General features: G+C 70.3%; 24 protein-coding genes. 18 read left to right on the forward strand and 6 right to left on the reverse strand.

Annotated features, from left to right (window positions below; genetic code table 11):
- Nucleotides 1–288: 288 nt before the first annotated feature.
- The 11 genes from AC07FN_RS16765 to AC07FN_RS16815 all read left to right on the forward strand — a co-directional run bounded on the left by AC07FN_RS16765 (nt 289) and on the right by AC07FN_RS16815 (nt 12,582).
- Entirely contained in the window at nt 289–1,335 is a 1,047-nt protein-coding gene (locus tag AC07FN_RS16765) for a 2,5-dihydroxypyridine 5,6-dioxygenase NicX family protein (protein ID WP_478396421.1), read from the forward strand.
- Nucleotides 1,332–2,132 carry a maleate cis-trans isomerase family protein gene (locus AC07FN_RS16770; protein WP_478396422.1) on the forward strand — a complete coding sequence of 267 codons (801 nt, stop codon included), beginning with the start codon at nt 1,332–1,334 and terminating at the stop codon, nt 2,130–2,132. The genes AC07FN_RS16765 and AC07FN_RS16770 overlap by 4 nt, the downstream gene beginning before the upstream one ends.
- A gap of 270 nt (nt 2,133–2,402) precedes the next feature.
- On the forward strand, nt 2,403–3,674 hold the full coding sequence (locus tag AC07FN_RS16775; protein WP_478396423.1) for an FAD-dependent monooxygenase: 1,272 nt from the start codon (nt 2,403–2,405) through the stop codon (nt 3,672–3,674).
- Between the two features lie 34 nt (nt 3,675–3,708).
- Entirely contained in the window at nt 3,709–5,118 is a 1,410-nt protein-coding gene (locus AC07FN_RS16780; RefSeq protein WP_478396424.1) for an MFS transporter, read from the forward strand.
- A 46-nt stretch (nt 5,119–5,164) separates the two neighbouring features.
- Nucleotides 5,165–6,061, forward strand: a complete 897-nt coding sequence (locus AC07FN_RS16785; RefSeq protein ID WP_478396425.1) for an FAD binding domain-containing protein — start codon at nt 5,165–5,167, stop codon at nt 6,059–6,061.
- On the forward strand, nt 6,058–8,505 hold the full coding sequence (locus AC07FN_RS16790; protein ID WP_478396426.1) for a xanthine dehydrogenase family protein molybdopterin-binding subunit: 2,448 nt from the start codon (nt 6,058–6,060) through the stop codon (nt 8,503–8,505). The genes AC07FN_RS16785 and AC07FN_RS16790 overlap by 4 nt, the downstream gene beginning before the upstream one ends.
- Nucleotides 8,502–9,038: a (2Fe-2S)-binding protein gene (locus tag AC07FN_RS16795; RefSeq protein ID WP_478396427.1), complete on the forward strand. Its 537-nt coding sequence runs from the start codon at nt 8,502–8,504 to the stop codon at nt 9,036–9,038. The genes AC07FN_RS16790 and AC07FN_RS16795 overlap by 4 nt, the downstream gene beginning before the upstream one ends.
- Nucleotides 9,035–9,724, forward strand: coding sequence for an SRPBCC family protein (locus tag AC07FN_RS16800; protein WP_478396428.1), 690 nt, complete (start codon nt 9,035–9,037; stop codon nt 9,722–9,724). Before AC07FN_RS16795 ends, AC07FN_RS16800 begins: the two co-directional genes overlap by 4 nt.
- Nucleotides 9,711–10,418, forward strand: coding sequence for an isochorismatase family protein (locus AC07FN_RS16805; RefSeq protein ID WP_478396429.1), 708 nt, complete (start codon nt 9,711–9,713; stop codon nt 10,416–10,418). The genes AC07FN_RS16800 and AC07FN_RS16805 overlap by 14 nt, the downstream gene beginning before the upstream one ends.
- A 44-nt stretch (nt 10,419–10,462) precedes the next feature.
- Nucleotides 10,463–11,377 carry an alpha/beta fold hydrolase gene (locus tag AC07FN_RS16810; RefSeq protein ID WP_478396430.1) on the forward strand — a complete coding sequence of 305 codons (915 nt, stop codon included), beginning with the start codon at nt 10,463–10,465 and terminating at the stop codon, nt 11,375–11,377.
- A 335-nt stretch (nt 11,378–11,712) separates the two neighbouring features.
- On the forward strand, nt 11,713–12,582 hold the full coding sequence (locus AC07FN_RS16815; protein WP_478396431.1) for a helix-turn-helix domain-containing protein: 870 nt from the start codon (nt 11,713–11,715) through the stop codon (nt 12,580–12,582).
- A gap of 8 nt (nt 12,583–12,590) precedes the next feature.
- Here the strand turns inward: AC07FN_RS16815 and AC07FN_RS16820 are convergent, their stop codons facing one another.
- Nucleotides 12,591–12,860: a TetR-type transcription factor C-terminal domain-containing protein gene (locus AC07FN_RS16820; protein ID WP_478396432.1), complete on the reverse strand. Its 270-nt coding sequence runs from the start codon at nt 12,858–12,860 to the stop codon at nt 12,591–12,593.
- Between the two features lie 155 nt (nt 12,861–13,015).
- Here AC07FN_RS16820 and AC07FN_RS16825 point away from each other — a divergent pair, with 155 nt between their 5' ends.
- Nucleotides 13,016–13,444 (forward strand): LLM class flavin-dependent oxidoreductase, encoded by a 429-nt coding sequence (locus AC07FN_RS16825; RefSeq protein ID WP_478396509.1) that lies wholly within the window; start codon nt 13,016–13,018, stop codon nt 13,442–13,444.
- A 224-nt stretch (nt 13,445–13,668) separates the two neighbouring features.
- On the opposite strand, the gene AC07FN_RS16830 is transcribed toward AC07FN_RS16825, so the two are convergent.
- From AC07FN_RS16830 to AC07FN_RS16850, 5 genes are all read right to left on the reverse strand, one after another.
- On the reverse strand, nt 13,669–14,703 hold the full coding sequence (locus AC07FN_RS16830; protein ID WP_478396433.1) for a methyltransferase: 1,035 nt from the start codon (nt 14,701–14,703) through the stop codon (nt 13,669–13,671).
- 66 nt (nt 14,704–14,769) lie between these two features.
- Nucleotides 14,770–15,534: a TetR/AcrR family transcriptional regulator gene (locus AC07FN_RS16835; protein ID WP_478386712.1), complete on the reverse strand. Its 765-nt coding sequence runs from the start codon at nt 15,532–15,534 to the stop codon at nt 14,770–14,772.
- A 66-nt stretch (nt 15,535–15,600) separates the two neighbouring features.
- Nucleotides 15,601–16,401: an SDR family oxidoreductase gene (locus tag AC07FN_RS16840; RefSeq protein WP_478396434.1), complete on the reverse strand. Its 801-nt coding sequence runs from the start codon at nt 16,399–16,401 to the stop codon at nt 15,601–15,603.
- Nucleotides 16,402–16,451: 50 nt separating this feature from the next.
- Nucleotides 16,452–17,063 (reverse strand): hypothetical protein, encoded by a 612-nt coding sequence (locus AC07FN_RS16845; RefSeq protein WP_478396435.1) that lies wholly within the window; start codon nt 17,061–17,063, stop codon nt 16,452–16,454.
- Between the two features lie 222 nt (nt 17,064–17,285).
- Nucleotides 17,286–17,444, reverse strand: a complete 159-nt coding sequence (locus AC07FN_RS16850; RefSeq protein ID WP_358575908.1) for a hypothetical protein — start codon at nt 17,442–17,444, stop codon at nt 17,286–17,288.
- Between the two features lie 186 nt (nt 17,445–17,630).
- Between AC07FN_RS16850 and AC07FN_RS16855 the strand changes: the two genes are divergently transcribed.
- From AC07FN_RS16855 to AC07FN_RS16880, 6 genes are all read left to right on the forward strand, one after another.
- Nucleotides 17,631–18,014 carry a DUF5313 family protein gene (locus AC07FN_RS16855; RefSeq protein WP_358575907.1) on the forward strand — a complete coding sequence of 128 codons (384 nt, stop codon included), beginning with the start codon at nt 17,631–17,633 and terminating at the stop codon, nt 18,012–18,014.
- A gap of 6 nt (nt 18,015–18,020) precedes the next feature.
- Nucleotides 18,021–19,409, forward strand: a complete 1,389-nt coding sequence (locus AC07FN_RS16860) for an NAD(P)/FAD-dependent oxidoreductase (protein WP_478396436.1) — start codon at nt 18,021–18,023, stop codon at nt 19,407–19,409.
- A gap of 264 nt (nt 19,410–19,673) precedes the next feature.
- Nucleotides 19,674–20,516, forward strand: coding sequence for a nitrilase-related carbon-nitrogen hydrolase (locus AC07FN_RS16865; RefSeq protein ID WP_478396437.1), 843 nt, complete (start codon nt 19,674–19,676; stop codon nt 20,514–20,516).
- Between the two features lie 11 nt (nt 20,517–20,527).
- Nucleotides 20,528–21,826, forward strand: coding sequence for an aspartate aminotransferase family protein (locus tag AC07FN_RS16870; RefSeq protein ID WP_478396438.1), 1,299 nt, complete (start codon nt 20,528–20,530; stop codon nt 21,824–21,826).
- Nucleotides 21,823–23,223 carry a dihydropyrimidinase gene (gene hydA / locus AC07FN_RS16875; RefSeq protein WP_478396439.1) on the forward strand — a complete coding sequence of 467 codons (1,401 nt, stop codon included), beginning with the start codon at nt 21,823–21,825 and terminating at the stop codon, nt 23,221–23,223. The genes AC07FN_RS16870 and hydA overlap by 4 nt, the downstream gene beginning before the upstream one ends.
- 220 nt (nt 23,224–23,443) lie before the next feature.
- Nucleotides 23,444–24,442: a TIGR03842 family LLM class F420-dependent oxidoreductase gene (locus AC07FN_RS16880; protein WP_452612601.1), complete on the forward strand. Its 999-nt coding sequence runs from the start codon at nt 23,444–23,446 to the stop codon at nt 24,440–24,442.
- Nucleotides 24,443–24,451: the final 9 nt, after the last annotated feature.

The raw sequence follows: 24,451 nt of genomic DNA on the forward strand, positions 1-24,451 counted from the left end.
TGGATCCAGGTCGCTCCGGTGCGATCCGAGCCAGGTCGCGCTCGTCCAGGTGCGGCCCGCCTGGTCGGCGCAACTCGGGGCTGTGCAAGGGAATCATCTTGTCCGCCATGTCATCTGGTTGACCGGCTCTCGGCGTGTAGCCGGGGTTGTTCTCGCGCGTGACGCGTGCAAGCGCCGTTGCCGAAGTGTGGATCTTGCTCGCAGGTTCGGGTGCACACGGGCTCCACGAAAACAACTCTTGCGTGCTCGGATAATCCGTGCTCGGATTATATGCGGAGGTGGTCAACGGTGGACCAGAACCTGTTCAACGACATCTGCTTGCAGCAACTGCGCCTGTCCGGCGTGCACGAGGGTGAGACGGTCGTCGTGCTCACCCGAGGCGGGGAGCGTGCGGAGTACGCGGACGCGTTCCTGTGGGCCGCTCAGCAGTTGGGAGCTGCGGCGTTCCACATGCGGTTGCCCTCGCCGGCGAGCGCCGCGGGGGCGTGGGCCGTGGGCGACTCCGGCCTCGGGAACATCCCCAAGGCCGTGGATGCCCTCAAGGGCGTCGACATGGTCGTGGACTGCACCTTCTTGCTGTTCAGCAAGGAGCAGTTCGCCATCCAGGACGCCGGAGTCCGAATCCTGACCGCCGTCGAGCCGCCGGAGCTGCTCGCCCGGTTGATGCCGACCGAGGAACTGCGCGAGCGGGTGGAGATCGGCGCCGAGCTGCTGGCCAAGGCGAGCACGATGCGGATCACCAGCCCGGCCGGTACCGACGTCACCTACCAGCTCGGCATGTACCCGACGTTGTCGGAGTACGGCTACACCGACACTCCGGGTCGATGGGACCACTGGCCGGCCGCGTTCGTGTTCACCGGCGGAGCCGACGATGGTGTCGACGGGAAGATCGTGCTCTCGCCGGGGGACGTGCTCCTGCCGTTCAACACCTACGTGCAGACCCCGGTGGAGATCACCATCGAGAAGGGTTTCATCCGGGACATCCGCGGCGGCGCCGGGTCGTCCGGGCTGGACGCGGACCTGCTGCGCTCGTACATCGAGAGCTTCGACGACCCGCGTGGCTACGGCATGAGCCACGTCGGCTGGGGTCTCGACGAGCGTGCCCACTGGCACGGCCTGACCCAGTTCCCCGGCGGGATGGGCATGGAGCTGCGCAGCTTCTACGGCAACGTGATGTTCTCCATCGGGCCGAACAACGAGCTGGGCGGCCCGAACGACACCGCCTGCCACTTCGACATCCCGATGCGCGGCAACTCGCTGTACCTCGACGACGAGCTGATCGTCGACGCGGGCGAGCTGACCGTTGCCGAGATGCGCCCGGTCGGTCGGCGATGAGCGCGGGCGCGGCGGCGCGCGAGCACCACATCGGAATGATCGTGCCCAGCTCGAACCTCACCATGGAGACCGAGCTGCCGCGGATGCTGCGAGCTCGGGAGGAGGTCGATCCGGGGGACCGGTTCATCTTCCACTCCGCGCGGGCGCGGATGCAGCACGTGACCCCGGAACAACTGCGGGCGATGAACGCGCAGGCCGAACGAGCGGCGGCGGAACTGGCCGACGCTCGCCCGGCGGTCGTGGCCACCGCGTGCCTGGTGGCGATCATGGCGCAGGGGCCGGGTTACCACTGCACCGCGGAGGACGACATCACCCGCGCGCTGCGCGCCGAGGGGTCCGATGCCCCGGTCGTTTCCAGTGCTGGTGCACTGCTGTCCGGCATCGGTGCGTTGGGCGCGCGCAAGGTCGCGATCCTGACGCCGTACATGAAGCCGCTGACCAAGGCGGTGGCGGACTACATCGAGGACGCCGGGATCGAGGTGGTGGACGCGCTCTCGCTGGAGGTGCCGGACAACCTCGCTGTGGCGCGGCTGGATCCGGCCGATCTGCGCGAGCACTACCGCAAGCTCGACCTGTCCAACGCTGACGCGCTGGTCCTGTCGGCCTGCGTGCAGATGCCGTCCCTGCCCTCGATCCAGCCGGTCGAGGACGAGGTGGGGATCCCGGTGCTCTCGGCCGCGACCGCCACCACCTTCCGGATCCTGTCCGAACTCGGACTCGAACCCCGAGTGCCCGGTGCGGGCAAGCTGCTCAGCGGAGCGATCGCCACCCCGGGCGTGCCGACGCACGCGGTCTGAGCCTCCGGCGCGCGACGCTCGTGGCCGGGACCGCCCTCTGGCGGGGCGTCCCGGCTCCTCGGGCTGCGCTGCGCGTATTCACCCGGTGCGAGCTCGTGCTCGCCCGTCCGCATCCTGATCGCCTGCGCCCTCTTCGCGCTGATCAGAAGCGCATCAAGCGGTAATCACCTGCGAACAAAACCTTTTCAAACAAGACCTTGCATATCCGGATAGTACGTGTTCGGATCACCTGAATCCGACGCGGGATCCGGCGAGGACGAGGAGGCCAGCGTGGCTGCGAGCCAGTCGTTCGAAGTCGTTGTTGTCGGTGCCGGCTTGGGAGGCCTGTGCGCCGCGCTGTCGCTGCGGCAGCGCGGCCTGCGGGTCACCGTGGTCGAGGCGGCGGCGCAGTTGGGGGAGATCGGCGCGGGAATCCAGACCGCGCCCAACGCCAGCCGGATCCTGATCGGGCTGGGGCTTCGCGCTCAGCTGGAGCGCGTGCGCACCGAACCCCAGGACCAGGTCCGCCGTCGCTGGGCCGACGGGAGCATCATCGCCCAGCTGCCGCTCGGGCAGCGGGTGATCGACCAGTACGGGGCGCCCTACTGGCACTACCACCGCGCCGACCTGCACAGCGTCCTGCTGGAGGCGTGCTTGGACCCGACCGGGCCCGGCCCGGTGGTCGAGGTCGCCACCTCGGCGCAGGTGGTCGATCTCGATCGCACCGATCCGGCGCGCCCGGCGGTGCTGACCGCTGATGGACGCCGGTTCGCCGGGGATCTCGTGATCGGGGCGGACGGCATCCGGTCCGCGGTGCGGGACCTGGCGGAATTCGACGACACCCTGGAGTTCTCCGGGGAGATGGCCTACCGCGCGCTGATCCCCGGCGACCTGGTGGCCGCCGACCCGGCGACCCGGTTCCTGGTGGACCGCTTCCACTCCACGATCTGGTACGGCCCGGACAAGCACCTGGTGCACTACATGATCCGCGGCGGTCAGTACCTCAACATCGTCGCGATCGTCCCGTGCACCGAGGAGATCGCCCGGGACTGGAGCGGCCCGGCGACCGCGGCGCAGCTCGCCGCGGAGTACGAGGACTGGGACGACCGCGTTCCGGCCGTGCTGGCCAAGGCGAAGGACGAGGACGTGTCGGTGTGGGCGATGTACCGCCGGCGCCGCGACCCGGTCTGGGTCGACGGGCGGGTCGCCCTGCTCGGCGATGCCTGCCACGCGATGCTGCCCTACCAGGCGCAGGGCGCTTCCCAGGCGATGGAGGACGCCGCCGTGCTCGCGGAGGAGCTCGGCCGGGTGACTCGCGACGGGATCGAGGCGGCCCTGGTCCGCTACGTCGATCGACGGGCGAAGCACGCGGGCATGGTCCAGGATGCGTCCCTGCAGAACATGAGCTTCTACCACCTGCCCGATGGCCCGGAGCAGCGTGAACGCGACGACAAGCTGCGTCGCTTCGATGGTGAGTCCGACGTGTCCTACGACTGGCTGTGGAACGGCAGCCCGCTCACGGACCCGGACACCGAATCCATCCACTACCAGTTCGCACGCTGACGCGTGACGCCGCTACAGCACAACGGAGTGACTCATGCGTACCGGAGACCAAGTCGTCCAGGACCTGCCCTGGCGATGGAGCGCGCAAGGCAAGATCTTCCTGATCGGCGGACTGGGCTACATGTTCGATGCCTGGGACGTCGCGCTGAACGGCTTCCTCACCCCGCTGGTGGGGACCGAGTTCGGGCTGTCACCGGGCCAGAAGGGGTTGGTGGCCACCGCAAACCTGATCGGCATGGCGGTCGGTGCGGTCGCCTGGGGGACGGTGGCCGACCGCATCGGCCGCAAGCGGGCGTTCAGCATCACGCTGCTGCTCTTCGCGCTGTTCTCCGCAGTCGGGGCGCTGTCGCCGAACCTCGAGATCTTCCTGCTCCTGCGCTTCCTCGCCGGCGTCGGTCTCGGTGGGTGCATCCCGGTCGACTACGCGATCGTCAGCGAGTTCTCACCCCGCCGGCAACGGGGACGGGTGCTCTCGGCGATGGACGGCTGGTGGCCGGTGGGGACCACGCTGGCAGGTGTCTCGGCGACGTTGCTGGTCCCGGTGCACGGGAACTGGCGCTGGATGCTGGTGCTGATGATCCTGCCGGCGCTTCTGCTGATCTGGGTGCGACGCGGTGTTCCGGAGTCTCCGCTGTACCTGGTCCGCAAGGGCCGTGAGGAAGAAGCTCGCGCGGTCATCGACGATCTCGTCCGGCGCACCGGAGCAAAGCCGGAGCCCTACGTGATTCCGGCGGCGGTCGTGGAGGACACTCGCGGTGGGGCACTGGCGGCAGCGTTCGACCAGCTTCGCCGGGTGTGGGCCTTCAACCCGCGGATCACTGCGGTGTCGTGGACGTTGTTCACCAGCGTGATGCTGGTGTACTACGCCGCGCTGAGCTGGATGCCGTCGATCCTGAAGGCGGAGGGCTTCGGCGAGATCGCGGCCTTCGCTTCGACCGCGCTGATGAACGCGGTGGGCATCGTCGGCGTCGCACTGGCGGTGCTCGTCGTGGACAGGGTGGGCCGCAAGCGGGTCATCGCGACCGCGGGGCCGATCATGTCGGTGATGCTGGTGGTGTTCTCGTTGCTGCTGGGAACGCCTGCGTTGGCGGTCGTGGCGATCGGCGCCTTCGGTCTGTTCGCCCTGGTGGTCATCCCGGTCATGTACGCCTACGTCTCCGAGCTCTACCCGACGGAGCTGCGCGCCTCGGGCTTCGGCTGGGCGTCGTCGTCGAGCCGCGCCGTCACCGGCTTCGCCCCGCTGCTGTTCGGCAGCGTGCTGTGGCCGGTGCTGGGCCTGCCGTTGACCTTCACAGTGCTCGGTGTGCTCGTGGTGGCCGCGGTCGTGTTCATGATGGTCGCCGCGCCGGAGACCCGAGGTCGCGAACTCGACCGCATCACCGATCTCGGTGCCGAGCCGACGGTCGTGAAAGCCGCTGCCACTACGGAGACTTCGGCGCACTGACGGCGAAAATCCGTTCCAGGCATCCAACAACGAGGAGGTTGACCGCGTGAAGCCCGCTGCGTTCAGCTACCACCGGGCGCATGACGTCGCCGATGCCGTCGGCTTGCTCGGCGAACTCGCCGCAGCGGGCGAGGAGGCGAAGCTCATCGCCGGCGGCCAGAGCCTGATACCGATGATGAACTTCCGGCTCGCCCGGCCGACGGTCCTGGTCGACATGGGACTGCTGCGCCGCGATCCGGCGATGAGCTCGATCCGGCGCGACGGCCCGGAACTCCGGGTCGGGGCGTTGAGCACCCATCGTGCGGTCGAGACCGCCGGCCACACCTTGGGGCCGGAGTTCGACGCGATCTCCCGGGCCATGCGGTGGGTGGGCCACCTGCCGATCCGCTCGCGCGGCACCGTCGCGGGCAGCATCGTGCACGGAGACGCCACCGCCGAGTGGTGCCTGCTCGCCCTGTTATTCGATGCCGTGATCGTCGCCGAAGGCCCGAACGGGCAACGGGAGATCCCGGCCGCGGAGATGTTCTACGGGTTCTACGCCACGGCCGTCGAACCCGACGAGGTCGTCGTGGAAGTGCGCTTCACGCGCCCGGCGCCGCGAGCCGCGCTCACTGAGTTCGCCCGCCGCCACGGGGATTTCGCGACCGTCGACGCAGCGGTCGCGCTCGACCCGGACCCCGTCGCCGGAGCGGGTCCGCTGACCGGAGGTCGGGTGGTGCTCGGCGGCGTGGCCCCGGCGCCCATCCGGGTACCCGAGGCCGAGGCCGTGCTGGCGGGGAGTGTCCCCGGACCGGATCTGTTCACCGCGTGCGGGGAGGCCGCCGCTGCGGCCATCGATCCACCCGACGACGCAGCGGGTACCGGCGCCTATCGCCGTCGGCTCACCCGGACGCTCGTCGCCCAGGCCCTGCACGAGGCGTGGGAGAAAGGAGAGACGCGATGACCGGACGCGATACCGGTGTCCGACACGGATCTCCGCAGTCCGACGGGAAGCGCTGGGTCGGGGCCGCCGTCCCCCGGCGCGAAGACCCCCGCCTGCTGCGCGGTCGGGGGCGGTTCATCGACGACGTCCAGCTGAGCGGGATGCTGCACGCGGGTTTCGTCCGCTCCACCGTCGCGCACGGCCGGATCCTCGACATCGACCTCTCCGCGGTCCGCGAGGTCGAGGGCGTCGTCGCCGCCTACACCGCTGAGGACCTCGACCTCGGCGACATCGTGGCGCTGCTCGATCGCCCGCCGGAGGAGTTCGCCCCCACCGCGATGCCCATCCTCGCCAAGGAGAAGGTGCGCTTCGTCGGCGAACCGGTGGCCGTGGTCATCGCTCGCGACCCCTACAGCGTGGAAGACGGCATCGAAGCCGCGGTGGCGACCTACGAACCCTTCGGCGCGGTCGTCTCGGAGGAGACCGCGTTCGCCGCGGACGCACCGCTCGTGCACGAGGAAGCACCCGGGAACGTCCTCCTCGACGTGTCGATGTTCGACACACCCGGTGTCGACACCGCGTTCGAGACCGCCGAATCCGGACCGGGGTGCGTGGTCGAGGTCGTCACGCGAAGCGGGCGGCAGAACGCGCTGCCGCTGGAAACGCGCGGTGTGGTCGCCTCCTGGGACGACCGCGACGACCAGCTGCTGGTGCAGACCTGCACGCAGGTCCCGCACCAGGTGCGCACGGTGCTGGCCCGCTCGCTGCGCGTTCCGGAGCGCACCGTGCGGGTCACCGTCCCCGACATGGGCGGCGGATTCGGCCAGAAGTGCGTGGTCGGCCGCGAGGAGATCGCGGTCGCAGCGGCGGCCCGGAAGCTGGACCGCCCGGTGAAGTGGATCGAGGACCGCCGGGAGGCGCTGACCGCCGCATTCCTGGCCCGAGAGCAGCGCTACCGCACCCGCGCGGCGTTCGACGCCGACGGCAGGATCACCGCCTTGGACGTCGACGTCGTCTGCGACATGGGCGCCTACTCCTGCTACCCGTTCACGGCCGGCATCGAACCGCTGATGGCCTCCGCCGAGATGCCGGGCGTCTACCAGGTGCCCGCCTACCGGGTCCGCGGCCGCGCCATCACCAGCAACAAGGCGCCGACCGCGCCCTACCGCGGGGTCAGCCGTCCGCAGTACGTCATGGCGATGGAACGCGTCATGGAGCGCGCTGCGCGCGAACTCGGCATCGACCCGGTCGAGATCCGCCGGCGCAACGTGATCACCGAATTCCCCTACACCGGCGTCAACGACGTCACCTACGATCCCGGCACCTACCGGGAATCGCTCGACCTCGCCGAGGCCACCCTCCGTGATGAGGGCTGGTACGGGTTCCGGGAGCGGGCCGCCGCCGAGGGGCGGCACATCGGCATCGGTTACTGCTGCTTCTCGGAGCGGACCGGCTACGGGTCCGACGCTTTCGCCAAGCGCAAGATGCAGGTGGTCCCCGGTTTCGACGTCTCCGAGATCCGGATGGACACCACGGGGTCGGTGGTGGTCACCAGCGGCACGATGAACCACGGGCAGTCGCATGAGACGACCCTCGCCCAGATCGTGGCCGACCGGCTGGGACTGGACCTGGACAAGGTCAAGCTGCGGCAGGGCGACACCGAGCGCATCGCCTACGGATGGGGAACCTTCGCCTCGCGGTCGGTGACGATCGGCGGGTCGGCCGTGTCCGTCGCGGCCAGACGGCTCGGCGAGCTGCTGTGCATCATCGCCGCGCACCTGCTCAAGACACGCCCGGACAACGTCCGATTAGACGGCGATGGGGGAGTCGTCCAGATCGACGACCCCGCGCAGCGAGTGTCCTTCGAGGACATCGCGGACGTGGCCTATCTGCGCAGCCACCTGTTGCCCAAGGGCGTCGAACCGACGTTGACGGCGACCGCGAGCTTCGACGTCGCCGGTGACGGCACGTTCTCCAACGCCACCCACGCGGTGGTCGTCGAGGCCGATCCGGGCACCGGCCAGATCAAGATCCTGCGCTACGCCTGCGTGGAGGACTGCGGAGTGGTGATCCACCCGCAGGTCGTCGATGGCCAGTGCCGCGGCGGGATCGCCCAGGGCATCGCCGGAGCCCTGTTCGAGGAGGTCACCTACGCCGACAACGGCGAGCCCTCGGCCGCCAGCTTCATCGACTACCTGGTGCCGACCGCGACGGAGATCCCGGACATCACCGTCACCCACCTCGAAACACCTTGCGCCTTCACCGAAAGCGGCGCCAAGGGTGCCGGCGAGGGCGGCACCATCGGTGCGCCGGCCGCCGTGCTGAACGCGATCAACGACGCACTGCGCCACACCGGAGTCGAACTCGACATCACGCCCGTGCACCCGCAGACCGTGCTGGCCGCGCTGGACGCGGCCATTTCCCCGCAGTTGTCCAGCCGAGAGGAGGCGACCACCCCGTCATGAGCGAGCGACACCTGATCGGGCTGAACGTCAACGGTGCAACGCACGAGGCCCTCGTCGAACCGCGGAAGACCCTGCTCGACGCCCTGCGCCACGACCTCGGGCTCACCGGCACCCACGTCGGATGCGAGCACGGGGTGTGCGGGGCCTGCACAGTCCTCGTCGACGGCGAACCGGTGCGGGCGTGCCTGATGTTCGCCGTACAAGCCGAGAACAGCGACATCCGCACGGTCGAGTCGCTCGGCGAGGACGGGGAGCTCTCCGATCTGCAGCGGTCCTTCCGCGACCACCACGGACTGCAGTGCGGGTTCTGCACTCCCGGATTCCTCATGCTCGCCGAGGGTTTCCTCGCGCAGCAGCCGGACGCCGACCGCGAAGAGATCCGCGAGGCGGTCTCGGCCAACCTGTGCCGCTGCACGGGTTACCAGACGATCGTCGACGCGATCGCCGCGACCGCTGAGTGCCGTCGGTCCACTTCGGACACCGAACCTGCTTGCCCGGCCGGCATCCCTGCCGAGAAAGAAGCGACACCGTGATCCTGGAAAACCAACTCGAAGTCCCGGCCGACCCGGATGCCGTGTTCACCCTGATCAACGACGTCGAGCGGGTGGCGGGCTGCCTGCCCGGCGCGACCCTCGACGGGCGGGACGGCGACACCTACCGCGGCCGCGTCAAGTTCAAGGTCGGCCCGATCAGCGCCGCGTACGCCGGCACGGTGAGGTTCAGCGAGGTCGCCGCCGCTGATCGCCGGCTGCGACTGCTCGCGCGGGGAGCGGACAGCCACGGCAACGGCGACGCCGAGGCCGATGTCACCCTGACCGTGCTCGAAGCTCCCGGGGGAGCGACGCTCAACCTGCACACCGACCTGTCCGTGCGCGGAAAGCTCGCCCAGTTCGGCAAAGGCGCCATCAGCACCGTGTCCAACCGGCTGCTCGACCAGTTCGCCCGAAACCTCGCCGTTCAACTGCAGCAGGGGCCGAGCACCGCAGCCTCGGAACCGGCCCTCGGAACCCCGGGCAGCAACGGCGTCGCGCCCGCTCCGGCCGCGAGCCCCGCTGCGAACGACAGCCTCGACGGGCTGGCGATGCTGCTTCCACCCGAGACCCGGCGATACGCCGCGCTGGCGGCCGCCGCAGCGCTCGGGTTCTTCCAGGGCTGGCTGCTCGGCCGGATCCGCACCCAGGACAAACTGATCAAGGAGTTGCAGCGTGCCCGTCGATGACCACCGATCCGCCGGCCTGCACGGGGCCGAGACCGATGCCACCTACGACCGGGCCGGGTTCGGCGCCGCTGTTCCCCGCGGCAGCCGCCCGGCACTGGTCGTGGTCGACCTGACCCGCGGATTCACCGAACCCGGCTTCGCCTCCGGATCCGACCTCACCCGGGAGGTGACTGCGGCGGCCGTCCTCGCGACCACGGCCCGGCAACACGACGTGCCGGTGATCTACACCGCGATCAGCTACACGCCCGCCGAGGCCGACGGTGACTCCATAGCCTGGCTCCGCAAAGCACCGGGCATGCGAGCCCTGCGGGAAGGAAGCGAAGAGGTCGCTCTCGATCCCCGGCTCGAGCAGCACGCCCGCGACCACCTCGTCCTGAAGAAGGGCGCCTCCGCATTCCACGGAACCGGCCTGGCCACCCTGCTGACCAGCCTGGGCACCGACACGCTGCTCGTCTGCGGCGCCACCACCTCCGGCTGCGTCCGCGCCACCGCGGTCGATGCCGTGCAGTGCGGCTTCAACACCCTCGTCGTGCGCGAAGCCTGCGGTGACCGAGCGCAAGGCCCGCACGATGCCGCCTTGTTCGACCTGCAAGCCAAATACGCCGATGTCATCGGCCTCTACGACGCCCTTGCCCACCTCGACAGCCTGCCCGGGCTCAACACCGCCGCGCCCCTCGCATCGGCGGCTGGGTAGCGCGCCGACCGCTGAGCCGACTCGCCGACACAGAAAGGCCACTCGTGACCACGTCCCTCCCGTCGATCCCGACGGAGCCACCGACTGCCCGCACCATGAGCCAACCGGCGTTGGCCGATCTCGGCGCCGTCCCCGCGGTGAGCCGTTGGGTGCGTTCGGGACCGCTCCGGCTGCACCTGCTCGACTACGGCCCGGCCGACGGCGTGCCGGTGCTGATCCTTCCCGGCATCACCAGCCCCGCCATCACGATGGACTTCGTGGCGCGAGAACTGACCGACCTCGTGCGCCCACTCGTGCTCGACATCCGAGGCCGCGGACTCTCCGACAACCCGCCCGAACCCATTGCGGCGAACGGTGCGGTTGCACTGCACGGCTACGACCTCGCCAGCTACGCCGCGGACGTTGATGCGGTCGTGTCCGGGCTGCAGCTGGAAAGCCCCATCCTGCTCGGACACTCCATGGGTGCGCGGATCGCGGCGCTGGCCGCGACCACCGCCCATCACGAACTGCGAGGGACCGTTCTGGTCGACCCCCCGATGAGCGGCCCGGGCAGGGATCCTTACCCCACGACCCTCGAAGCCTTCCTCCGCCAACTCGACCAAGCCCGTGAGGGCACCAACGCCGACGAGGTCGCGCAGTCCTGGCCCCGCTGGCCTCGCAGGGAACAGGAGCTGCGCGCCCGCTGGCTGTCCTCCTGCTCGCGGACCGCGATCGCGGCAACTCACGCCGGGTTCGAATCCGAGGATTTCTTCGCCCATTGGCCCAACGTGCCCGCCCCCGCGGTTCTCGTCCACGGAGCCGACAGCCCGGTCGTCACCGCCGCTGGCGCGCAGGAAGCCGCCAAGGCCAATCCCTCCGCCGAACTCGTCGAAGTCCCCGGAGCCGGGCACATGGTCTTCTGGGACGAACCCGACGCCAGCCTCGCCGCAGTGCGTGCAGCACTGCGGAAGCTGAGCTGATCGCCTCACCGACGGCCTAGCCGCGCCACCGGCCGCCCCTCGTATGACAACGCCAACGCCCCGCAACGGCCAGGGCGCTGGGTGCGGGGAGACCCCGCACCCAGCGTGTCCGCCGGCTCGTCCGCCACGTCGAACGACTTCGCCGAGCTCGACTTCCTCAGCCGACCCGGGCGGGCAGAGCCACTTCGACGCCAGCAGCGACCCGAGCAGTGCTCCACAGTGGATCAAGGGCGGCGCCGCACGTTGCGAGAGAGAGGTCGTCAGCTTGAGGGATGCCGGCTGCGCGGGTCGGCTACCATGCTGGCGTAGTAGCCCCCCTGTGGAGGAGGTCTCACGTGGCCGAGGACAGTGCCACGGAAGGCGGACCCACTGCTCGACGTCTTGTACTGGGTAGCCAGCTGCGCAGGTTGCGCGAGGCGAGAGGGATTTCCCGGGAGGACGCTGGTTTCGCCATCCGCGGTTCCGGATCGAAGATCAGCCGCCTCGAACTGGGCCGGGTCGGTTTCAAGGAGCGCGACGTCGCTGACCTGCTCGACCTCTACGGGGTGACCGACGAGGCGGAGCACGAGTCCTTTTTGAACCTGGTGCGGCGGTCCAACGAACCTGGCTGGTGGCACCGCTTCAACGATCTGATGCCGTTGTGGTTCCAGGACTACGTCGGCCTGGAGGAATCGGCCTCCCGCATCCAGACCTACGAGATCCAGTTCGTGCCCGGCCTGCTGCAGACCGAGAAGTACGCCCGCGCGGTCGCCACCCAGGGCCGCCCGGAGTTCCCGGACGACGAGGTGGCCCGGCGAGTACGGCTGCGTATGCAGCGCCAGAAGCTGTTCACGCGGCCGAAGCCGCCGCGGCTGTGGGCGGTGATCGACGAATCGGTGCTGTACCGGCCGATCGGCGGCCCGGAAGTGCTCCGGGAGCAGATCGAGCATCTGCTCGAGGCGACCACGATGTCCGCGGTCTCGCTGCAGATACTGCCATTTGACGTCGGCCGCTCCGGCGCGGAGGGCCCCTTCACGCTATTGCGCTTCGCCCAGCCGGAAATCCCCGACATCGTCTACCTGGAACATCTCTGCGGTGCCCTCTACCTCGACAAACCCGAGGACGTCGAGGTCCACAGCGCCGCTCTGCACCGCCTCACCTCCGACGCGCTCACTCCGGAAGACACCCGCGAGGCCCTGAAAGCCGCGCTGAACCGCTCCTCTTGATGTGAGCGTCAGCCGGTTCGTGTGCCGACTATGCGGTGTGCCAGCGCCACGTACTCGTCGGCGATGGTCTCGGGGTCGAGTCGGCCGCCGGGGCGGACCCAGTTGTTGACGTGCTCGCACATCGCGATGATCGCGAAGGTGGTGGCGAGGTGGAAGTCTCCTGCGCGGTCACCGTCCCGCAGCGTGCTCAGGAAGCGTTCATAGATCTGGCGCTGCACGGACTTGAGCGTCTGCTGGTGCTCGGGGGCGAGGATGTGGGTGGACTGCGCCGCTCCCATGAGCGATGCGTATCCGGCTGCGTCGTGGTGCTCGAAGAGCTGACAACGCGAACAGGCCAGGGCTGATCTCGCTTCCGCGAATCGGGTAGTGCGACCGGTAGTTCCCCGGTGCCCGGCCGGCGCGGCTTCGCCGAGGGTGTTGTACCAGCTCAAGAATCGCTTCGACGAAGCCAGTTGATCGCGCCGGAAGAGGCGCGGCGGACTTCGAGGTCGCCGGCATGGTCATGGTCGCGACCGGCCGGAACGAAGCGGACCTGCAGGCAGCCGTGGCTGGAACGCGCAGGCAGGTCGCCTTCTACGCGTCCACGCCTGCCTACCGGCCGGTGCTGGAGCAACACGGCTGGGGTGAACTCCAGCAGGAGCTGAACGCGTTGTCCAAGCAGGGGGAGTGGGACGAGATGGGCCGCCGCATCACCGACGACGTCCTCCACGCGTTCGCGATCGTTGCTGAACCGGAGCAGGTTGGTGCGCTGGTGCGACGTCGTTTCGACGGTCTGCTGGACCGCGTTTCGCTGTCCATGCCCTACGACGCGGACGACGAGCTGGCGGCGGATGTGCTGGTCGGTATCCGAACCGCGCGATGAACTGGCTGCCCGACCGGGGAAGGGGGTCCGTCGCATGGCGACGTCGTGCTGCCGGAAGTGAGTGAGCGGAGCGCCACGATCACGCTGAGCCGGCCATCGGCACGCAACGCGCTGAATATGGCGGCGCTCCGCGCATGCCATCCGAGGATGAGACTGTGCGGGGTGAACCCGGCTCGACCGAAGCCGGGGGCGTGCAGGTGATGATGCGGGGCAACGTCAGAGCGCTACCGGGCCTGCGGCGGTTCATCCGCCAGATCGGGTGCGACTCTGAACTCCAGTGCCATCCGCCCTTCCGTCACCGGAACCGAGCTGTGGAGCCTGAGCCCGCAGCCGGCGGCGAGCTCCGCCAGCTCGTCGACCGTCCTTTCCCTGCCGCCGAAGCACATCAGCATGAGTAGGTCCATGGCCGTGCCGACCCCGTGGCCCCGTACCGGCTCGATCACCACCACGGTGCCGTTCGGGGTGGCCGCCCGTCGGCACTCGGCCAGGATCCTTCGGGCGTGCTCGTCGCCCCAGTCGTGCAGGATGTCGGAGAGCAGGTAGGCGTCGGCTCCTGCGGGCAGTGGGTCGAAGAAGCTGCCGGCGACAGCGCTGGCCCGGTCTCCGAGTCCGAGGGCCGCGAACCTCCCGGCGGCAGCGGTCGCCGTGGGTGCCAGGTCCAGGATCTGGCCCCTGACGCCGGGATGGGCGTGCAGGATCTCGATGAGCAACGGCCCGTCGCCGCCGCCCACGTCGACGATGTCGGGAAAGCGGCTCCAGTCGAAGCTCGTGGCGATCTGCGGCGCCTGCTCGCGGAACCGCCAGTTCATCTGGGCGTCGAACGTGCGCCGCAGCTTCGGCTCGGCGTCGAGGTCCGCCCAGAAATCGCGCCCGTACCGGTGCGGATAGGCGGGCGCGCCGGTGGTGACCGTCTCGAGGAGATCGACGAAGGCGAGTTCGCCGCGACCACCCGCGCAAGTGATGTCGAGCAGGGGTTTGACCCCTTCCGGGGCGTCCTCGCCCATCTGGGCGCCGAGACTCGTGGGCCGATAACGGGCGGAGTCCGCATCGAGATCGAATGCGCCGATCGTGACCAGGTGATCGAGGAGGCATCGCATCGCCTGCGTCGCGGTTCCGGTTCTGGCGGCGAGTTGCTCCGCCGTTGCGCCCTCGCCCCCTGCGTGTTCGACCAGGCTCAGCGTCGCCCCCACCCGGATCGCCATGGGGGTGGCCAGGTCGGCCAGCGCCATGATCGACCGTTCTGCCTTTGGCTGGACCATTGTTCGAGCCTATCCACCCGTGCCGGCCAGGTTTGCGGGTCCAGGCTGGTCGAGATCGCCTGACCGCTAGCCGCGGCCCGCGACGAACGCCTCGATGCCGTCGAGGATCCGCTGCAGGCCGAATTCGAAGGCGTGCTCCGGGTTGTGTGCCGAGCCGTGGGCCTCGCCCGCGGCGGCGCCGACCCGGGTGGCCGTCGGGTAGCGCTGCGGGTCGACCAGCTGCCCGAGCAGCGGGGCGTGCGCCTGCCACCACTGCTCGTCGCTCATCCCGCTGCGCTGCTCGGCCTGCGCCATCTCCACCGACCGCCGGGCGGCGGCCTCGGCGTGCCCCAGCACCAGGCTCAGCAGGGAGTCCATCTCGACGTCGGTGAGCCCGAGCTCCGCGACCGCGCCCAGCTCGTAGTCGTACTTGGCGATCGCGTTCGGCCCCAGCACGGCGCGCCCGGCCGCGACCTGCAGCATCCACGGATGCCGGTGGTACATCGCCCAGTTCTCCCGCGCCACCTGCGCCAACCGGTCTCGCCATGCGGGGCCGGGCTCGGGGCGGGCGGTCTCGCCGTAGGCGGTGTCGAGCATGACGTCGATCAGTTCGGCCTTGCCCGGCACGTAGGTGTACAGCGACATGGTGCCGACGCCGAGGTGGTCGGCGACCCGGCGCATGGACAGCGCGGCGAGCCCGTCGGTGTCGGCGATCTCGATCGCCGCCCGCACGATCCGGCCCACGCCCAGATCGGACCGCCCCTTGCGCCCGCTGGTCGGCCCGTCCTGCGTCCGCCACAGCAGCGCCAGGCTGCGTGCCGGATCTCCGCCGCCGCTGTACTCCGTCGCCATCGCACCCTCTCCGTACTCCGTACGCCTCAGATCGTAGGAGAGCGGCCGGAGCCCGCCGCGCGGCGGTCACTCAGCGGGGTGCGACTGCAGCCAGTCCGCCCAGCTGATCTTGCCGCGGCGACCGCCGGGGCAGGTCATGTCGGTGGCGATCCGGCGCAGCCGCCGCGGCGCGGGCACGTTGATCACCCGGCGGTCGGTGCCGCGGACGCGCTGCCAGGTGCGCAGCGCGTCGCGGAGCGTGAGCACCTGCGGGCCGCCGAAGTCCTCGCGCCGCTGCCCGGCGCCATCGCGGATGCATTCGACCAGGTACTCGGCGAAATCGCGGGTGTCGACCGGCTGCGTGGGCAGCGCGCCCGGCAGCGGCAGCACCGGGAGCCGGGCGGCGCGGTTGAGCATCCGGTCCAGCAGCCAGTGGAACTGGGTCGCCCGCACGATCGACCACGGCACGTCGGCGACGCTGACGAGCTCCTCGGCGGTGTGCTTCAACCGCAGGTAGGGCATGGCCGGCCGATCCACGCCGACGATGGAGACGTAGAGGAAGTGCCGGACCTGGGCCGCCGCGGCGGCTTCGAGCAACCGGCTGGTGCCGTCGACGTCGACGTCGGGCGGGCTGCGCCAGAAGTCGACCGGGTGCATGAAGCCGCGCTGGGCGGCGGGGGAACACGTCGCCGCGTGCACCACGGTGTGCGCGCCGGCCACCGCTTCGGCGACCCCTTCACCGGTGGCGAGGTCGCCCTGCACCCACTCCAGCTCGGGATCGGTGCCGGGCCGGCGCGTCAGGACCCGCACCCGGTGCGCGGGCTTGAGCAGGCGCACCAGTTCGCGCCCGAGGTGTCCGGTCCCGCCGGTGATCGCGACTGTGTCCATCTCGGCACCTCCGGATCAACTGTCCCACCGGGGTGCCGAGGTCGCGACGGCTACGGCTTCAGCAGCGGACCGGTGAGCCCGTCGACGATCCCGCCGATCGCGGGCAGCAGGCCCGGGCGTTCGGGCCCGGAGTTGCCCGGCGGCTCGGACTGCGACGGCGGGGCGGTCTCGCTCGGCGGCTCGGACGGCTGCGTGGTCGGCGCCGGTTCGTCGGACGGCTGCGTGGTCCGGGTCGGCTCCTCGGGCTGCGAGGTCGCCGCGGGCGCCGAGGTCCGGGTGGTCGCCTTCGGCGCCTTCGTCGTCTCCGGAGCTTCCTCGGTCTGCCGCTCGGCGACCGGCGTCCTGGCGGGAGCCGGGGCCAGGGTTTCGCTGGCGAGCAGCCGCGGTTCCGGCGTCGCGGGAGCCAGGTCCGGCGCCGTGGCCGTGACCTGCGGAGCGAGGAACTGCGCGGCGGGCTGGGCGGCGGCCGGCTGCGGGGCCGGAGCCGGGGCTGCCTGCGGCGCGTCGGTGCGGTGATAGGCGCTGCTGACCGCGATCACGGTGAGGAACACCGCGACCGCGTAGCCGATCACCCGCGGGGGAGTGGCGTGCTGCCACGTCTTGGGCTCCACCCGCCGGTGGCGGCCCCGAGTGCGGGCTCGCGGCAACGACGAATTACCCACTTCTGCCACCCCACCTGTCCGGCCGATTGGTCTGTTCGCGGCGTCGCCTTCACCCAAACGAGTGGTGGCGGCCGGTCGCACCCTACGTCACCGCCGGCGGGCGTGGCCAGCCCCCCTGGTCGGCGATTCGCAAGATCATCGCTGGTGGGAGGGCTGCAGGTGGTGGGGTCGGGAACGGGAACGGCCTCGCCGCGAGGCGAGGCCGGAGTCCACTCTGGACGATCAGCGGTGGCCGAGCAGGCGGATGTCCCGCCGCAACTGGGCCACCGCGTTCTTCAGGCCACGGCTCGGCGAACCCTTGCGGTCCAGCACGTCGGTGAACATGACGGCACCCAGGACAAGCACGAGCAACAAGGCGACAACGACGACGAACACGATCACTCACCCCTTCTGCCCATAACATCGATCAGGGGCGGCCTTCGTTACCGGTATCCCCCAGGTGTGTCGCGGGACGCATTTCGGGCCGGATGAGGGAGCCGCGCCCGGCCGGGCCTAGGATTGCCGCGTCCTCGGATCCGGCCGAATGGACGGCTGGTGACCGGAATCGCGAAGACTAGCCTGGAGAACATGGCGACCAATCGACCCAATCCGGCGCAGTGGGTCTGGTACGCCTTCGGCGGCAGGCTGCCGGACCGGTGCGCGGAGTGGGTGCTGCACGACGTCACCTGCTCGACCTGGGTGCTGCGGCACTTCGCCCGCGCCCTGACCCAGCTGGCGCCCTTCTGCCTCCTCGTGCTGATGCCCGGTCCGCTGTGGATCCGGCTCACCTCGATCCTGCTGGGCCTGCTGGTCGGGCTGTTCTACTCGGTCTGCTACATGGGTGAGACCGCCGAGCACCGGGCGATCAAGCACGGTTTCCCGCCCGGCGTCGCTCGCGAAACCCGGGAACTGCGCCGAGACGTCAGCCGCGCGGCGAAGCACGGCGTCGGCTACCGCCCGTGGTGGGACTAGCGCCGGATGGACGAGCTCGACCCGGCGTTGCGCGACGCTGAAATCGCCGTGTACTGGACGGATCGCGCGGACGCGCCCGCCCCGCGCGAGCCGCTGCCCGGCGACGACCGCGCGGATCTCGTCGTGGTCGGCGGCGGATTCACCGGGCTGTGGGCGGCGATCCTGGCCAAGCGGCGGCGCCCGGACCTCGACGTGCTGCTGCTGGAAGCGCACCGGCTCGGGCACGGCGGCAGCGGCCGCAACGGCGGCTTCGTGTCGGAGTCGCTGACGCACGGCCTCGCCCACGGCCGCTTCTGCTGGCCGGCGGAGAACGACCGGTTGGTGCGCCTGGGGCGGGAGAACCTCCAAGCGATCGGCGAGTTCGTGCGGGACGAGGCGATCGACGCGGATTTCCGGCTGTGCGGCAAGACGGGCGTCGCGACCGAGCCCCACGAGGTCGAGGAGCTCAGCGACGAGGCCGAGCTGTACCGGGAGCACGGGATGGCGGCGCGGTTCCTGGGCGCCGGCGGCATTCGCGCGGACGTGAACTCGCCGACCTACCGGGCGGGCGTGCGCCTGCCGGACGCGGGCGGGCTCGTCGACCCGGCGAGGCTGACCTGGGGACTCGCCGCGGCGGCGCAGCGGCTCGAGGTGCGCATCCACGAAGGCAGCCCCGTGCGCGCGCTGCGCCGCGACGCCGGGGTCCGGCTGAAGACTCCACAAGGGACGGTGCGGGCCGGGGGCGTCGTGCTCGCGACCAACGCGTTTCCCGCGCCGCTGCGCTCGATCCGCCGGTACGTGCTCCCGATCTGGGACTACGTCCTGGTCACCGAGCCGCTGTCGGCACCGCGGTGGGACTCGCTGGGATGGCGGGAGCGGCAGGGCGTCACCGACGGCGCCAACCGCTTCCACTACTACCGCCCGACACCGGACGGCCGGATCCTGTGGGGCGGCTACGACGCGGTGTACTACTACGGCGGCCGCACCGATCCGGCCCTGGCCCGGCACGACGCCGCGCACCGCGCGCTGGCGCGGAACTTCTTCCGGACCTTCCCGCAGCTGGAGGGGCTGCGCTTCACCCACCGCTGGGGCGGGCCGATCGACTCCACGGTCCGGTTCACGCCGGTCATCGGCTGCGAACGCGGGGTCGCCCACGCGGTCGGCTACACGGGCCTGGGCGTGGCGGCGTCCCGCTTCGGCGCGCAGACCGCGCTGGACCTGCTGTGGGGAGAGGACACCGAACGCACCCGGCTGCGCATGGTGCGCGACCGTCCCATCCCGTTCCCGCCGGAGCCCCTGCGCTGGCCGCTGGTCCAGTACACCCGCCGCGCCCTCGCCCGGGCCGACGAGAACGGCGGGCGGCGCGGCCGCTGGCTGCGCTTCCTCGACAACCGCGGCATCGGCCTCGGCAGCTGACAGGCCGGTGCACGACACACCGGCGCTTCGCCTTCTCGGGGGAATTCGGGGACGCGGTCCGGGCCCGCTCCGCGGGTGTTCCTCCTAGCAGCGGCACGTGTCCCGGTTCCGCCGCGCCAAAATGGGAACACTGCGCAATCGCTTGATCATTGCGCGTCATGGCTACTGGTCATACCTTCGATGGACGGGCCGACCGGCTCGTCATGGTCGCCCTCCGAACGTCGTCCTAGAGGGCATCACCGACCGAAGGGGTGCAGCGCAACCATGCCCAACACCGTTCGTGCGGCGCTGGTCCAGGCGAAGTGGACCGGCGACACCGCCTCGATGGTCGACCAGCACGAGAAGCACGCCCGCGCCGCGGCCGGGCAGGGCGCCGGGATCATCGGTTTCCAGGAGGTCTTCAACGCCCCCTACTTCTGCCAGGTGCAGGAGGCGGAGCACTACCGCTGGGCCGAGGCGGTGCCCGACGGGCCGACCACGCAGCGGATGTGCGCGCTGGCGCGAGAACTCCGCATGGTCATCGTCGTGCCGGTCTACGAGGTCGACGGACCCGGCTTCTACTACAACACCGCCGCCGTGATCGACGCCGACGGCAGCTACCTCGGCAAGTACCGCAAGCACCACCTGCCGCACCTGCCCGGGTTCTGGGAGAAGTACTACTTCCGCCCCGGCAACCTCGGCTGGCCCATCTTCGACACCGCCGTCGGCCGGATCGGCGTCTACATCTGCTACGACCGGCACTTCCCGGAGGGCTGGCGGGCGCTCGGGCTGGCCGGCGCGCAGCTGGTCTACAACCCGTCGGCGACGAGCCGCGGGCTCTCCTCCTACCTCTGGAAGCTCGAACAACCCGCCGCGGCGGTGGCCAACGAGTACTTCATCGCGGCGATCAACCGGGTCGGCATCGAGGAGTACGGCGACAACGACTTCTACGGCACCAGCTACTTCGTCGACCCGTACGGGCAGTTCGTCGGCGAGCCGGCCAGCGGCACCGACGAGGAACTCGTGGTGCGCGACCTGGACTTCGACCTGATCGACGAGGTCCGGCAGAAGTGGGCGTTCTACCGCGACCGCCGCCCGGACGCCTACCGGCTGCTGACCGAGCCGTGAGAGGAGCGACGATGACGAGCACGCACGCAGAGCTGACCAAGCGGCACCGCGCGGTGCTGCCGGACTGGCTCGCGCTGTACTACGACGAGCCGATCGACGTCGAGCGCGGCGAGGGGCGGCACGTCTGGGATGCCGAGGGGAACCGGTACCTGGACTTCTTCGGCGGCATCCTCACCACGATGACCGCCCACGCGCTGCCCGAGGTGACCGCGGCGGTCGGCGAGCAGGCGGGCCGGATCCTGCACACCTCCACGCTGTACCTGAACCGGCCGATGATCGAGCTCGCCGAGCGGGTCGCGGAGCTCTCGGGCATCGATGACCCGCGGGTGTTCTTCACGACCAGCGGCACCGAGGCCAACGACACCGCGCTGCTGCTGGCCACCGGCTACCGCACCTCCAACCAGGTGCTGGCACTGCGCAACAGCTACCACGGCCGGTCGTTCTCGGCCCTGGCGGTGACCGGAAACCGCGGCTGGTCGCCGACCAGCCTGTCGCCGGTGCAGACGGCGTACGTGCACGGCAGCCGCCGGCGCGGTACCCCGTTCGCCGGCCTGCCTGACGCGGAGTTCACCGCCGCGTGCGTGTCCGATCTGGAGGATGTGCTCGGGCAGTTGCACGGCAACGTCGCCTGCCTGATCGCCGAGCCGATCCAGGGCGTCGGCGGTTTCGCCACCCCGCCGGACGGCATGTTCGCCCGCTTCAAGGAGGTCCTCGACCGGCACGGCATCCTGTGGATCAGCGACGAGGTGCAGACCGGGTGGGGGAGGACCGGCGAGCACTTCTGGGGCTGGCAGGCGCACGACGCCAACGGCGCGCCGGACATCGTCACCTTCGCCAAGGGCATCGGCAACGGCCTGTCGGTCGGCGGTGTCATCGCCCGCGCCGAGATCATGAACAGCGTCCGGGCGAACTCGATCTCCACCTTCGGCGGCAGCCCCGTCACCGCGGCCGGTGCGCTGGCCAACCTCGACTACCTCCTCGCCCACGACCTTCAGGGCAACGCCGCGCGCGTCGGCGGCGTGCTGCGCGAACAGCTCAACGGAGCGCTCGGCCGGATCCCGGCCGTCGTCGACGTGCGCGGCAAGGGCCTGATGATCGGCGTGGAGCTGGCGCACGCCGACGGAACGCCCGCGCCGGAAATCGCCACCGAGGTGCTGGAAGAGGCCCGCCGGGGCGGCGTGCTCATCGGCAAGGGCGGCTTGGCGGGCAACGTCCTGCGCATCGCGCCGCCGCTGACCCTCACCGAGGCCGAGGCGCGCGAGGGCGGCCGGATCCTGCTGGCGGCAATGGAGAAGGCGGGGCGATCATGAGCAGGACGATCATCCGCGGTGGCCTGGTGGTCACCGCGACCGAGGAGACCCGCGCGGACGTGCTCGTCGACGGCGAGCAGGTCGCCGCGATCGCCGCGCCCGCCGTCGCCGAGCAGTGGGTGTCCAATGCGGACACCGTGATCGACGCGTCCGGGCACTACGTCATCCCGGGCGGCGTCGACGGGCACACGCACATGCAGATGCCCTTCGGCGGGACGTTCGCGTCGGACACGTTCGAGACCGGCACCAGGGCCGCCGCGTGGGGCGGCACCACCACGATCGTCGACTTCGCGATCCAGCCGGTCGGCGGCTCGCCGCGCGAGGGCCTGGACACCTGGCACGCCAAGGCCGACGGGCAGTGCGCGATCGACTACGGCTTCCACATGATCCTCTCCGACATCGGCGACGAGGCGCTGAAGGAGATGGACGCGCTGGTCGCCGAGGGGATCACCAGCTTCAAGATGTTCATGGCCTATCCCGGCGTGTTCTACAGCGATGACGGGCGGATCCTGCGCGCGATGCAGCAGGCCGCCGGCAACGGCGCGCTCGCGATGATGCACGCCGAGAACGGCATCGCCATCGACGTCCTCGTGCAGCAGGCGCTGGCCGCCGGGCGCACCGACCCGAGGTTCCACGGGCAGGTCCGGCACCCGCTGCTGGAGGCCGAGGCGACGCACCGGGCGATCCAGCTGTCCAGAGTGGCCGGTGCCCCGCTCTACGTCGTGCACGTCTCGGCGGCCGAGGCCGTCGCCGAGATCACCCGAGCCCGCGACAACGGGCTGAACGTCTTCGGCGAGACCTGCCCGCAGTACCTGTTCCTCACAGTCGACGACCTGGCCCGGCCGGAGTTCGAGGGCGCGAAGTACGTCTGCTCGACCCCGCTGCGGCCTGCCGAGCACCAGGCGGACCTGTGGCGGGCGTTGCGCACCAACGACCTCTCGGTGGTGTCGACTGATCATTGCCCGTTCTGCTTCAAGGACCAGAAGGAGCTCGGCCGCGGCGACTTCTCCAAGATCCCCAACGGCATCCCGGGCGTGGAGAACCGCATCGACCTGCTGCACCAGGCCGTCGTGGAGGGGCGCATCGACCGCCGCCGGTGGGTCGAACTGGCCTGCACCACCCCGGCCAGGATGTTCGGCCTGCACCCGCGCAAGGGCACGATCGCGCCCGGCGGAGACGCCGACATCGTGATCTACGACCCGCACGCCGAGCACGTGCTCTCGGCCGAGACGCACCACATGAACGTCGACTACAACGCCTACGAGGGCAAGCGGATCACCGGCCGGGTCCGCACGGTGCTGTCCCGCGGCGAGGTCGTCGTCGACGACGGCACCTACACGGGCCGGGCCGGGCACGGCCGGTTCCTGGCCCGCGACACCTGCCAGTACCTGATCTGAATCCCTTCGTTTTGAAGCGGCGCAGCCGCTTAGCCCACCTACGCAAGTCGCACCACCGCGGGTTCTCAGGCTGTGCCCGCCCTTCTGGGCTACTGGGCGAGGACAGCCCCGATGCCGCGTACTGGTCGTAAGTCGGGGCTCCCACCGTCCAGGCGGCGTCTGAGGTTCCACTACCGGACCGCAAAGCAAATTAGATTCAAGAACAGTTTTTGGGGGAGAGATGGAATTCGGACTGGTTCTGCAGACCGACCCGCCCGCGTGGTCCGTGGTGGACCGGATGCGCCGGGCCGAGCGGCTCGGCTTCAGCCACGGCTGGACCTTCGACTCGTGCGTTCTGTGGCAGGAGCCGTTCGTCATCCACAGCCAGATCCTGGCCGCCACCGAACGGCTCGTGGTCGGCCCGATGGTGACCAACCCGGCCACCCGCGACTGGACGGTCACCGCATCGACCTTCGCCACGCTCAACGACATGTTCGGGCCGCGCACGGTGTGCGGCATCGGCCGCGGCGACTCGGCGGTGCGGGTCACCGGTGGGCGGCCGACCACGCTGGCGACGCTCGAACAGGCCATGCGCGTGATCAAGGAACTGGCCGAGGGCCGCGAGGTGCAGCTGCACGGAACCCCGGTCCGGCTGCCGTGGGTGCGAGACGGCCGGCTGCCGATCTGGATGGGCGCTTACGGGCCCAAAGCCCTGGAGCTCGCCGGCCGGCAGGCGGACGGCTTCATCCTGCAGCTCGCCGACCCGTACCTGACGCGGTGGATGGTCGACCACGTCCGGGAAGCCGCCCGCGATGCCGGCCGCGACCCGGCGTCGATCACCGTGTGCGTGGCCGCCCCGGCCTACGTCGGCGACGACCTCGACCACGCCCGCGAGCAGTGCCGCTGGTTCGGCGGCATGGTCGGCAACCACGTCGCCGACCTCGTCGCCCGCTACGGCGACGCCGCGGAGGGAGTGCCCACCGCGCTCACCGACTACATCAGGGGCAGGAAGGGGTACGACTACTCGCACCACGGCCGCGCCGACAACCCGAGCACCGAGTTCGTGCCGGACGAGATCGTGGACCGGTTCTGCCTGCTCGGGCCCGTCGAGGCGCACCTGGCCAAGCTGCGGGAACTGCGCGATGCCGGGGTCGACCAGTTCGCGATCTACGCCATGCACGACGCGCTCGACTCCACTGTGGACGCCTATGGTGATGCCGTCATCCCGGCCATGTCCTGACGCCTTGCG

This window comes from Saccharopolyspora sp. NPDC045941 (genome assembly GCF_056431445.1).